A 12189-nucleotide genomic window follows, 5' to 3' on the forward strand; every position below is an offset into this window, starting at 1 on the left:
CAATAGCAGTAGCCTCAGAAAGGGCGCATTCGATTTTACTTAGGGTTAGACAACAAAGAGTGAAGTGTCAATGTTTCAGGGGGCGCTTGCGGGTCGCGAGATGTGGGATACAGGGGGCGGGGCAAGCCAAGCCCCGAATGCGTGATCCGGGGCTTGTTTAAGTCGCTATGGAAGGCGGGTGACTACCAGCTGAGGCTGCGAGGTCACGCTGATGATGGATAAACCATCTGCAGAAAGCGCAAACCCACCTTTCTTGATTTCATTGGTGTAGGTTGAAATATGGCCGCTGGTGGTGCTGGTACCGTCGCTCCCATAGAGCCAGTAGTCAGCTACACCGTAGTTGTAATAATCGCGAGCGCCGGCAAGTAGATTGTCACCGGGGGTAATCTCCACACAGCAGGGGTATGCGACGCCAGGAAGGTTAAGCAAAATGCTCCCGGTATTGGTGTCGAACTTGTCGAAGCTGTATGAGGTGCCTGAAACCGCATAGACAAAATCACCATTGAAGCTGACGGCCACATCGGTGTCGCCGGAAATACTGGCGCGATGGGTCGAAGTAATATCATTTGCCAGACTGGAATAGCGTATATCGAAACAGCCTGCTCCGGGTCCACTGGAGCAGTAAACCTTGCCATTTTCACTCACGTCTAACTCGTCACGGTAAGCGGAGTTATAGTCCGTTGCGCTTGTAATCAGGGATAAATCGTCCGCGTTGATCACCTGCAGTCGACCGTAAGTGGAACTTTCGCTTTCCCGATAGTAAGTGAACAACAGAGCGTTTCCTCTGACTCGACCAAAGCGCACATACTCTGGGTTCTTGGCATAAACACTGGTTGCTTCGATATCGAGAGAGAGATCGTAAGAGGTCACACTACTCTGGTTTGCGTCGGTGGCAAAAAGCATTCCGCCATCACTGGAAATAGCAAGGGAGCTTATCTCATCTGCCGTTAGCGTGATGGTGTCTTCCAGGGCCCCGTTATAGATGTTGTAAACATCGATGGTGTTGCCACTTGCCGCATAGGCGTAGGGTTTGACAGGGTCTGCGATCAGATAACTGTAGCTGCTATCTACGTTGATGGTTTGAGCTGGGTCTGTGCTACCTACCCAAAGGCTCACCTGCACTTCTTCCGTATTCTCCACCGTGGAATCGCTGGAGGAAATGGTGATGGTGGCAGTGTGCAGTCGATCCAGCTCCAGGCCGTCGGGGTTGGCGGATATTGTCAGGTTGCTACCAGTAACGCCTGACGTATCTATTGTCAGCCATGTTGCACTTGTAGCGGCCTGCCAGGGCACTCCGCCCTGCCAATAGCTATCTTCAATCAATATGGCTTTTTCCAGTACTTGTTTGCTGGGGAAACTGGAGAAACCAATGCCGTTGTCGTGGGCGATCAGGATATTGCTCGATGCTTTGACGGTAAATTGGTAACTGGTTTCGATGGCCTCGCCATCAACCGTTGCGCTCAGCGTTACCGTGCCTTGATAGGTGCCCTCCTGGAATTTTGAAGGATCAAAATTCAAGGCAATTTCCTGCGGGTTTTCGCTGACTTCAATCACTGCGTCTGCGGACCAAGCGTCGGCCAGGGGGAAGTCTACCGAAACAGCGGCAGTATGGCTGTTGCTGCCGGTACCCAGGCTTACCTGATTCGTCAGCGTTGTGCTATCCCAGTCAAAGCTGGCGTCGAGTTCCTGTGCGGCACTGGAAACAGTGAATTGAGGCAGCTGGGCATCAATGTTGAAGGTTACATATTCGATATTGCCGGCATCGATATCCGTGATGGCCACTGTTTCCGCAACGGCATCTGCTGACACCAGTGTCATATCCAGGGTGAATACCACCTTTCCATCCCCGTGGCCGCTGGTCACGTCCGCGGTAATTCCCGCAGTGGTCTTGTCTTCCAGCGACCAGTCGAGATTTTCCGCCGCAATGTCGACAGTGTAAGTGAAGGTATTGTCTGAGCTGCCGCGCACGTAAAGCACATTGTGTTCGTTATTTGTGAGCGCCAGTTTTGCCCATTTTTCAGAGTTGTAGGGATAATTGTCCGCGCTATCTTCGTAGCCGTCATTGTCGTCGTCGGTGTCCGCGTTATCCCCGATTCCATCGTCGTCGTAGTCGGCGACTTCGTTCGGATCCGTGGGGAAGGCATCATTAGCGTCGGTGACGCCATCGTTATCGTCATCGGTATCCGCATTGTTGCCGATGCCGTCGTTATCGCTGTCTTCGGTTTCCGTCGGGTCGCTCGGGAAGGTGTCGCTGCTGTCGGGCACTCCGTCCCCGTCGCTGTCTGGGTCACTACTTCCACCAGAGCTGCTGCTGCCAGAGCTACCACTGGAGCCCGACGAGCTTGAACCGGATGAGCCGCTGCTTGAGCTGGAAGAACTTCCGCTGGAACTGGATGAGCCGCTGGAAGAGGAGCTACTTGAAGAGGAGCTGCTAGAAGAACTGCTGGAAGATGAGCTCTCGCCGCCGGTGTAGGGGCCGGTATAGTCCGTCAGCTGAAACTCGTAATCGGCATCTGCCAGTCGTGCGATACCGAGATCCTTCACGAAAGCGAAAGCATGCGCGACCTGAAGAATAACCTGGGTACCGTCAATATTTGCGGTGGCTTCCATGCCGAATTGGACAACATGGGCATTTGCTTCCGTGTAACTGGTGGTGACTACGCCCTCTCCCTGGTAGCCGCGTGCCGCGTCGTAAGTGAATCCCCTGTTTCCGTATTCCGGCGTAATATTGACGGTGCCACTGCCGCTCTGTTCCAGAATATCGCCTGCTTCCAGGCTTGCATTCCAGAGGGGGATTTTTTGCTCCAGGCGGAGATCGACGGTGTAGGTACCCACACCGTCAATGTAGAGGTCGGGGGCATAGAAGCCGAGGTAGTAGATGCCGCTGGTGTCCGAGACAAAGTAATATTTGGCCCCGCTGGGGAATACCAGTGCACGGGCGCTTACTGAGCCAATGGTGACATCTTCGAAATGCGCCGGTTCGGTGTTCCAGTTGTAATAAAGCGCAACATCGTCTCCAGCGGGCAGATAGGGGTTGTAGTCCCCGGGGGGATTGCTGTCACCTCCGCCGCTACTGCTACTGCTACTGCTACTGCTACTGCTACTGCTACTGCTACTGCTACTGCTACTGCTACTGCTACTGCTACTGCTACTGCCACCACTGCCACTACTACTTGTGCTGCCCCCGGATGCGCTACCTGAGTCATCGCTGCCGCCACCTCCACCGCCACAGGCAGTGAGGGCTGCAGCCAGGATTAGATAAGCGAGGCCTTTGACGATCGGATTGAACATGTATGTTTCCCTAGATTACGGATCAGATTTCCGGCGTTTCTCCTGAAATAAACCTGCCGGGAATAGGTGAGTCCTGACCGGGAGAATTTGGAATGCGGATCGCACAAGTAATCGAGCTGAGTTTGAATTGGTTTTGTTCTTTTAGATTGCTTATTTCAATGGCTATTTTTTTGCTTCAAAGGGGAAGCCGTGACTCCAATAAAATCTACGGGAGTTTCCGTTCGGGGGCTCGGGTGCCGGAGAGTTAGGGTGTTTTCTCCAGATTAGTCAGGTAGCCACCAGTAATCGGAATTTCAGACTATAACATTGCTTTCAGGTAGGAAAAAATGCTGCCAATCACGATTGTGGGCGTGTTTACGGGGTGGGTGTTTGTACGCAGCAAGAGCGAAGGGCGCGCGGAGGGCCGTCTTATCGCAAAGAGATTGTTGTGCGAGCGGGTTGCGGCCGCGCCAGGTTTGTTAAAACCCTCTGTCAATTGCTTGCAGAGGGCTATGTACCTGGCCGGCTTGTGTGGAAAAGGTAGCGTGCGTAAGCGTCGCGCTCAGGAGCGATCAGTCCAGACTGAAATCAAAATCCATTTCATCCCCGGGCGCCTGCACGTAGTAGCCCTGGATAAAGTCGGTGCCCGACTGCCACAGGGTGGGCAGCATGCTGGCCTGCTCCACGTGGGGAACGATGACCTGGGTGTTGATTTCTTTTAGCTGGCCGACGAGCTTGACCAGCGCTTCGCTGTCTTCGCCCTCGTCCTGAACTTCGCGCACGAAGGAAGCGTCGACTTTGGCAATGTCTACTTTGACGTGTTCCAGTGACTTGAATGGGCTGAGGCCGGTACCGAAGTGGCAGACGGCGACACGGCAACCCATGTCCTGCACGAGCTTGGCGAAGTCGCGCGCAGCGTGGAGGTGGCTGTTGATGTCTTCCGCGCGCAACTGGAAGGTGACGGCTTTGGGCGGCACTTTGGCGGCCTTGAAGGCCACGCCGAGCCAGGCGGGCAGGCTGGTGTCTTTCAGGGAGGCGGCGGTGAGGTGTAGCAATACCGAGACGTCTTCACCCTTGGCGCGTTGGGCGGCAGCGGCTTTGATCGCACTGAGGATTACCCAGCGGTCCATTTTGGTGGACAGGCCGGCATCGCCGAGGGCTTCCAAAAAGGCGATGGGGGCGAGTTCTTCCTTGCCGTCGACGAGGCGCACCAGAACTTCATACAGCTTGTCGCCGCTGCCTTGCAGGCTGAGGATCGGTTGGTACAGAAGTTTGAGATTGCCTGCTTCCAGAGCCTGGGTGACGCGGGCGCGATGATAGGTGTCGGCGTCGCCCTGCTGTTCGCTGTCGGGCTCATACAGAGCAAAGTTGTTGCCCTTGTCCTGCGTCATTGCTTGGTCGTGGGCTTTGGAGGCCTGTTCCAGCACCTTGTCGGCATTACCGGAGGTTTCACTCAGGAGCGAGATGCCGATGGAGGCGGTGATATGCAGGGTTTTGCCGGCGGCTTCAAAGATGGTGTCGGCAATTTTCTGCAGCAGCTCCCTGGAGCGCGATTCGGCGCTGTCCGGGGTGGTTTCCGGCATCAGCAGGCAGTAGCTGTCTTCACCATAACGGGCGACGATATCGCCGCGGCGCACGCTGCTCTGCAGCAGCTCGGCGAATTTCTTGTGCAGATCGTCGGCGCCGGCGACGCCCACGATCTGCTGTACGGATTCTTCGAAACGGTCGATTTCGATATACATCAGGCCGCCGGTGCGATGGGAGCCAGCGGCGGATTTGATGGCATTGTTCAGCAGCTGCACGAAGCGCTGGCGGTTGTACAGGCCGGTGGCGGCATCGCGGTTTTTGGCTTCGCTGAGCTGGGCTTCCAGCTCTTCGGTGTTGCCGCTGCTGGCGGCAATGCGCACCTGCAGGCAGCGCTCTTCGTCATAGACGGTTGAGAGCACTTCGGCTTTGGTCGAGAGCGGGGTGCCGTTCGCGGTTTTGGCGGTGAACTGCCACACCTGGGCTTCCACCTCGTTGTTGCTGATGGCGCACTGGCGCAGGAACTCGCGGGCGTCTGGCTGCTCGCCCTCGGTGAGCATGTCGATCAGCGGCTGGTATTCGATATCGTCGCGGTCTTTGTAGCCAAAGCGCTCGGCGAAGGACTCATTGGCGTAGACGATAAGCCCGTCGGAAATGTAGGCGATGGCATCTTTGGAGCTGTCCAGCAGTTCCTTGGTGCGGTTCAGGGTGGCGTGGTAGCGGCGGTCGTGCAGGCGTGCCTGGCGTCGCTCCTCCAGGGCAGCAAGTTCCCGTTGGATCACCAGCAGCAGGTGCTGGTCTTCGTCGACGGTGACCACGTCGCGGGCACCGCTTTTCAGGCCCTCGACTACCGGCTGTGCGCCCTCGCGCTCACTGAGCAGAATGGTCGGAACATCTTTCTGCAGCTTGCTGATAGTGCGGATAGCGGTGGCGGCTTCGAGCTGCTTGCTCTGCTCGGCGGCGATCAGCAGGTCCCAGCTGTGTTCCTGCAGCAGCTTGGTGAGGGCCGCTTCGCTGGCGACGTGCTGGGCCCGATTGGGGCGGCCGGCGTTGTGCAGCATGCTCACCAGGCGCTGGGCTTCGGCCGGGGTGTCGTTAATCAGAAGAAGGCGGATGGTGTTGTCGCTGCTCATTGTAATCCTGTTGTACTGCGTCGCGGCGGTGCTGTTCTTTTAAATCTGTAATACCGCTTCCCTGCTGTACCGGTTGTCTGCCCGCATCATCCCTGGGGCCGCGAACCGGCTAGTGTAGGCCGGGGAAAACACTGCAAACAAGTGCGGGCTGCGCACTCTGGGATATGGTTCCGGAATCTGACAATAAACTGTTATTTCGTGCTCAGTTCTTCGTCAAGAGACCCTTTCGGGGCCTCTTGGATACCTCTTGGCTAACTCAGGAAAACTCGAAAATCGCGAAGCTGCCGGTGGCCAGGGTTTGCTGGTGCAGCGTTACCGTGCGGGTCTGGCCGGCGGCTACTATGTCCACCCTATCGCCCTGCTGGAACAGAGGCGTGGGCAGTAATAGCTCCGGCGGGTGGCCCGCATCGCCGGTGAGCAGTCCCGCGATGGGATCACTGCGGCGTCCACCCTTGATATGACGGTGCGCGCGCACAGCACTGGTATGGCCACCGAGCATTTCCACTCCAGCGCGGCACTGCTCCGGAAGTGCGTATTGCCAGCGCACCATGGCAATCTCCCAGCGGGAGTTGACCCGCAGAGCGATGAGGTCGCCGCTGTGCAGGCGCCCCTGGGTATCCGGCGGCAGCCGCAGGCCGGCGCCACTGTTACTGGTATTCAGCAGGGTGGCGGCAATGGGCTGGTAACGTTTCTGGGTATTGGCTGTGTCTTTATTTCTGCGACCGACCGATGGCGCGCTGGGCAGTGCACAGGAGTAGTCGTCGGCGTGGTTATCGGCGTGGTTGTCGGGGCAGTTGCCGGGCATCGAGACTTCGTAATCTTTCAGGGCGCGACCGGTGAGGTAGTCGATGGAATCCACCTCCATGACCAGCCGCTGTTCCGGCTGGCCGCTTCCGCCGGGAGCGAAGGTCATTGTCAGTTCCGGGGCTGGTTCATCCCCCTGCTTGAGGTGATGACAGATGGCACTGATTCCGAGGACGACCTCGCAGCGAATATCCACGGGTGTGCGCTGGCCGTCGCGACCTTTTTCACCATCCCACAGGGCCTGAACCTGCAGCAGCATGTCCGGTGACAATTTCCCGGGGCGACGCAGGCAGCGTTGCAGTTGTTGTAATGGCCCCCGGAGGTCAATCGACCAGCCCAGCGGTGCCGAGAAGTGCTTCATGTCCACCCGGCTATGCCGCAGGCGCACCGCCGGTATCGGGGGCTGGTCCAGCTTGAGGCTGGCAACAAGCCCTTTGGCCCCGGGCTGGGGGTTGTCCAGCAGGTTGCTCTGGCGGGCCCAGCGGTCGCAGCACTGCCACAATTGTTGCTGCTCGTTTACGCCGAGTTGCAGGGGGTTGGCACTAGCAAATAGGGCGACCTGCAGGTAGGGGTGGGCGGGTGTTTCCCAGCGGCTGAACAGTCGCAGCGGGTTGGCGGCGCTCAGGCCTTTGGCGAGCGGGTCCAGGACCCGGCGCTGTGCCAGATGCTGTTCGCGGGCCAGCTGCAGCAAGCGTTGCATGCGTCCCCAGCAATTTTTTGGCGTCGCCAGGTAAAAGTGACTGCTGACCTGGATCAGTTGGCGATAGCTGTCGATGCCCCGGTGCAGGGCGCGGGCCAGTCGCCGGCGGTAGAGGAGCGTATGTGGCTCCCGCACCAGTTGCACACAGGCGCTGGTATAAGCGAGGGCCTGATGCTGGTACAGAATGGCGGCGGTCAGCAGGTCGCGGCGCTGTTCCTGGGTTTGGCCGTGGCCCTGACTGGCAGTGTCTTTCCCCTGCAGTTGCGACAGCGCCAGCAGGTCGCAGTGAGCCAGGATAATCGGGCGCAGTATTTCCAGGCTGGCGAGGCGCAGTGATGCCGGGGCTGTCCAGCGCGTGATTTCGGCCAGCAGGCTGCGCAGGGTGCCGGCATTGCGCTGGGTCTTGTGATCAATGGGGTTCTGTTGCAGATAACTGCGAATCCAGCGTTTGAGCTGGCGGTGATTGTGGCAGCCGCACGTGAGCTGTTTCAGGTCCTGGGGCCCGGGAGAAAGTCGCTCGAGCAGATTCGGCGCGGGTACCGCCCGGGCTCGGCTGGGTGGGCTTTGTGTGGGGGAGTCGGGTGCTGTCGAACTATCCGCCATAGCATCGGCTGGCCGCCGGCGGCTGTAAGCGGGGTTGCTATCTGGTGGTGTGGCTTCGGTGCCAGACCGGGCTCGTGGCCCGATCTCAATTTCTGCTGCTTCCTGCATGGCGATAACCGGGTGTTATGTCCTTGCAGTATACGAAGCGGATGTCGTTACACAATTGTGCTTGTAGAAAATGGCGACGAAAGTGTGGGTAAAATCCCACATAAAGTTGGAAAAATTCGCGAACAGGTCGCGCATTAGCTCTTTCGAGGGGTGGGGTTAGCCCGGGTCAAACCGGGGTTTTGGATTTTTCCGCCGGAATTTCTCGCACCAGTTTGGGAACCAGGTATCCAGGGAGTCGCTGGCGCATGGCTTCGACCAGGGCACGGGCGCGTTCGTCGCTCACCTCAAAATGCGCGGCGCCCTGCACCCGGTCCAGTTGGTGCAGGTAGTAGGGCAGGACACCGGCATCGAACAGGGTTTCGGAGAGGTCGGCGAGGGCGTCCTGGTCGTCATTGACGCCTTTCAGCAGTACCGCCTGGTTCAGCAGTGTCACGCCCGCGGCCTTGAGCCTGGCCAGACCCTGGCGCACGGCAGTGTCGATCTCATTGGCGTGGTTGCAGTGCAGTACCAGCACGGGTTTCAGGCGACTGTTGCCAAACCACTGCAGGAATTCGTCGTTGATCCGCGATGGCGCCACAATTGGCAGCCGGGTATGGATACGCAGTTTGTCCAATTGCGGTATCTGTGCCAGTTCGCCGGCCAGCCAGGAAAGCTGCCGGTCGCTCATCACCAGCGGGTCGCCACCACTCAGGATCACTTCCCGCAGATCCTGCTGGGCGCGGATATAGTCCAGGGCCTGCTGCCACTGGCTGCGGCTGAGGTGGTTGTCGCTGTAGGGAAAAGCGCGGCGGAAGCAGTAGCGACAGTTGACCGCACACTGGCCGGCGGTGATCAGCAGCAGGCGGCCGCGGTACTTGTGCACTACCCCCGGCACCGGGTTGGCGTTGGCCTCGTCCAGCGGGTCGTCGCTGAAGCCCGGGGTAGGCTGTAGTTCGGCGCCGGTGGGCAATACTTGCAGCAGTAACGGGTCTTTGGGATCGCCGGGGCGAATGCGGTTCAGAAAGGGCCGCGGTACCCGCAGTTGGAACAGCCCGGCGGCGGCGGTCAGCTGTGGCAGCTGTTCCGGGGCCAGTTGCAGCAGGTCGAGGAGCTGTTGCGGGTCGGTCACCAGGTCGGCCATTTCTTCCTGCCAGCGGCGCGGGTGCAGGGTCTCGTCGCCGGAGTTGGCGATTTCGACGCTGTTGATTTCACGGGCGGGCTGGCGGTGCTGTATCATAGCGGGCTGTTTTTTGGCGCGGTGGCGGTTTGCTGCTGAATGGTCCCTTTCGGGCCGCGCGAAGTTTAATCAATTTGACGGCTTAATGCTGATATTTCGAGGAACTCATGGCTACTTATTCCACTAACGAATTCAAAGGCGGTCTGAAGGTGATGCTGGACGGCGACCCTTGCTCCATTGTGGACAATGAGTTCGTGAAGCCCGGTAAGGGCCAGGCGTTCAACCGTGTGAAGCTGCGCAACCTGAAGACCGGCCGGGTATGGGAGCGTACTTTCCGCTCTGGTGAGAGCCTGGAAGGTGCGGATGTGATGGACCGGGATATGGAATACCTCTACAACGATGGTGAGTTTTTCCATTTCATGGAGCCGGAGACGTTTGAGCAGCATCAGGCGGACGCGAATATCGTGGGCGATGCGGCCAAGTGGCTGAAGGAGCAGGATGTCTGCGTGGTGACCCTGTACAACGGTGCGCCGCTGGCGGTGACTCCGCCCAACCATGTGATTCTGGAAATTACCGATACCGATCCGGGTGTACGCGGTGATACCGCCCAGGGTGGTACCAAGCCGGCGACTCTGGTTACCGGTGCAGTGGTGAAGGTGCCGCTGTTCTTGGAAATCGGCGAGACCATCAAAGTGGATACCCGTACTGCGGAATACCTGGGGCGCGCCAAGGAAGACTGATCTTCCGCATCTGGCGACTTTGAAGGGCGGATACTCTGGTATTCGCCCTTTTTCGTTCTGGTACCGTGGTATTTACTTGGCTGGTTCTGTGGCGGCTAAGCGCTGGGCAGGGGTTTTCAGGAACGCTGTGAACCCATCCCTGGGCGCTTCGGCGCAAACATCCTGTTTGCGACGATCCTGAAAACCCCTGCCCAGCGCTTAGCCTTTACATCGGAGTTTAATGGTCATTGGCAATCAAGCCGATGCACCCATTTCAGCTACTTTATTTTCATGACTGAATCCCTTTGGCGCCCTACTGCCCCCCTCGAAAACCTCCGCCGCCGCGCAACCCTACTCGCGGATATCCGCCGCTTTTTCAGTGAGCGCCAGGTACTGGAAATGGAGGTGCCGGTGTTGTCCCGCTGCGCCACCAGTGACCCCCATATCGATTCCATTACTGCCGATTGCAGCGGTGCGCCGGCCTATCTGGCGACGAGCCCGGAGTTCGGGTTGAAGCGGCTGGTCGCGGCAGGTATCGGGGATTGCTATTACCTGGGCAAGGCGTTTCGCAATGGTGAGGCCGGGGGGCGGCACAATCCGGAGTTCACCATGCTGGAGTGGTACCGGGTGGGCTGGGACGATCACCGGTTGATGATTGAAGTGGGGGAGTTTCTTTCCTGGTTGTTGAAGATTTCCCGGGTGCGGTCTTACAGCTATCGCGCGCTGTTTTTGCAGCAGTTGGGGGTGGATCCGCATCGGGCGCCTTTTGAGGAGTTGAAAGCGGTGGTGGCGCGGGTGTTGGAGTTGTCGTTTGAGCCGGCAGGAAGGGATGAGTGCCTCGACTTGCTGATGAGCCACCATATCGAGCCGAATATGGGCGAGGGGATTACCCTGGTGTACGACTTCCCGGCGACCCAGGCGGCGCTGGCGCGGGTGGAGGACGACGAGTTGGGGGTGCCGGTGGCGCGGCGGTTTGAGGCGTATGTTGGTGGTATGGAGTTGGCGAACGGTTACTGGGAGCTGACGGATGCCCCGGAGCAGCAGCGCCGGTTTGAGGCGGACCACCGCTTCCGTGAGGACAGCGGTAAGCCGGTGTTGCCGTTTGAGGAGCGTCTGGTGCAGGCGCTGGCATCGGGGATGCCGGACTGCGCGGGGGTGGCGCTGGGGGTGGACCGGTTGTTGATGTTGGCTTGTGGCGCCGGGCGCATTGATGAAGTGATTGCCTTCCCGATCGAACGCGCCTGAACCGGTCTACGCTTCAGGCGCTCCGGCGGCCGTCGTCCAGGTCGCCGTTTTCCGCTTCGTCACTCATTCCTTTTGGCGCCTGTTCACCACCATTCGGCAGATGGGCGCTGCCGCGCTCGGGGGTGAAGTCGTAGTGGGCGAGCTCGCCCACGGCGTAGAAGCCGGCGTTCAGCCACAGGTCCTGCTGATCTTCCCCTACCAGTGCCACCACGTGTTTGTGGTGGCTGTGCAGCACCTCGCCCAGCAGGTGCTGGAACAGGGCGTTGCCGATACCGCGGCCGCGGTATTCCGGCAGGGTTGCCAGGTCGTAGAAGCCGAGGGCGTCGGCGGAGGAAAAGAGGCAGCCGGTGGCCGCTGGCTTGCCCTGGTACTCGCCAATATACAGTTTCAGGCGGCTGTGTTTGTGTTCCGGCAGCTCCGACAGTTGGCGGTAGAATTTCTTGATCTGGGCGTGTTCCCGCGGGTTGCCCTGGAGTTCGGCGATCAGGTCGCCGAAGGCGATGATGCCATCGGCCGTGGTGACGCACTGGATCTCCAGCCCATCCACTTCAGCTTCTTCCGCAGCCAGCTGCTTCACTTCCGCGGCCATGGCGATCAGTGGCGCCTGGCGCACCAGGTGCAGTTCCGCGAGGGCGGTATCGTCCAGGGGTTTGCTGGCGCAGTGCCAGAGGGAGAAGGGGCTGTGGCGCTCGGCAAAGTAGTCGACCACAAAGCGTTGCAGGATGCGCGGCTGCATCACCGCGTTGCTCACCACCTGGTTGAAGCGGGTGGAGAGCAGGCCGCTGTCGGTACGCAGCAGGCCGGTGATTTCCTTGCTCTGCTTGGGATTAACAAGATCTGCGCAGTATCCGGCTTTGTTTTCCAGATTGCGGCAGACGAGATTTTTGGCGCTGAGACTGTATTTCATGGTTACAGAATAGTCCTGCG

The 12189-nt window shown here is 58.9% G+C and carries 7 protein-coding genes; 2 read left to right on the plus strand and 5 right to left on the minus strand.

What is annotated here, in order from left to right; all coding sequences use genetic code 11:
- Positions 1-165: 165 nt before the first annotated feature.
- From GRX76_RS04065 to epmB, 4 genes are all read right to left on the minus strand, one after another.
- Entirely contained in the window at positions 166-3291 is a 3126-nt protein-coding gene (locus tag GRX76_RS04065; protein WP_201276902.1) for a thrombospondin type 3 repeat-containing protein, read from the minus strand.
- Between the two features lie 551 nt (positions 3292-3842).
- Positions 3843-5927: an EAL domain-containing protein gene (locus tag GRX76_RS04075; RefSeq protein WP_160152137.1), complete on the minus strand. Its 2085-nt coding sequence runs from the start codon at positions 5925-5927 to the stop codon at positions 3843-3845.
- Between the two features lie 256 nt (positions 5928-6183).
- Positions 6184-8142, minus strand: coding sequence for a hypothetical protein (locus tag GRX76_RS04080; protein WP_160152138.1), 1959 nt, complete (start codon positions 8140-8142; stop codon positions 6184-6186).
- A gap of 166 nt (positions 8143-8308) precedes the next feature.
- Positions 8309-9358 carry an EF-P beta-lysylation protein EpmB gene (epmB, locus tag GRX76_RS04085; RefSeq protein ID WP_160152139.1) on the minus strand — a complete coding sequence of 350 codons (1050 nt, stop codon included), beginning with the start codon at positions 9356-9358 and terminating at the stop codon, positions 8309-8311.
- Between the two features lie 107 nt (positions 9359-9465).
- On the opposite strand from epmB, the gene efp reads away from it, so the two are divergent.
- Positions 9466-10038: an elongation factor P gene (efp, locus tag GRX76_RS04090; RefSeq protein WP_160152140.1), complete on the plus strand. Its 573-nt coding sequence runs from the start codon at positions 9466-9468 to the stop codon at positions 10036-10038.
- Between the two features lie 270 nt (positions 10039-10308).
- Positions 10309-11262 (plus strand): EF-P lysine aminoacylase EpmA, encoded by a 954-nt coding sequence (gene epmA, locus GRX76_RS04095; RefSeq protein WP_160152141.1) that lies wholly within the window; start codon positions 10309-10311, stop codon positions 11260-11262.
- Between the two features lie 13 nt (positions 11263-11275).
- Here the strand turns inward: epmA and GRX76_RS04100 are convergent, their stop codons facing one another.
- Positions 11276-12169 carry a GNAT family N-acetyltransferase gene (locus GRX76_RS04100; RefSeq protein WP_160152142.1) on the minus strand — a complete coding sequence of 298 codons (894 nt, stop codon included), beginning with the start codon at positions 12167-12169 and terminating at the stop codon, positions 11276-11278.
- Positions 12170-12189: the final 20 nt, after the last annotated feature.

Origin of the sequence: Microbulbifer sp. ALW1 (assembly GCF_009903625.1) — a bacterium.
Taxonomy (GTDB): domain Bacteria; phylum Pseudomonadota; class Gammaproteobacteria; order Pseudomonadales; family Cellvibrionaceae; genus Microbulbifer.

Coding starts and splice junctions, on each gene's coding strand:
- GRX76_RS04065 (WP_201276902.1), bottom strand. CDS start 3,291: ATGTTCAATCCGATCGTCAAAGGCCTCGCTTATCTAATCCTGGCTGCA.
- GRX76_RS04075 (WP_160152137.1), bottom strand. CDS start 5,927: ATGAGCAGCGACAACACCATCCGCCTTCTTCTGATTAACGACACCCCG.
- GRX76_RS04080 (WP_160152138.1), bottom strand. CDS start 8,142: ATGCAGGAAGCAGCAGAAATTGAGATCGGGCCACGAGCCCGGTCTGGC.
- epmB (WP_160152139.1), bottom strand. CDS start 9,358: ATGATACAGCACCGCCAGCCCGCCCGTGAAATCAACAGCGTCGAAATC.
- efp (WP_160152140.1), top strand. CDS start 9,466: ATGGCTACTTATTCCACTAACGAATTCAAAGGCGGTCTGAAGGTGATG.
- epmA (WP_160152141.1), top strand. CDS start 10,309: ATGACTGAATCCCTTTGGCGCCCTACTGCCCCCCTCGAAAACCTCCGC.
- GRX76_RS04100 (WP_160152142.1), bottom strand. CDS start 12,169: ATGAAATACAGTCTCAGCGCCAAAAATCTCGTCTGCCGCAATCTGGAA.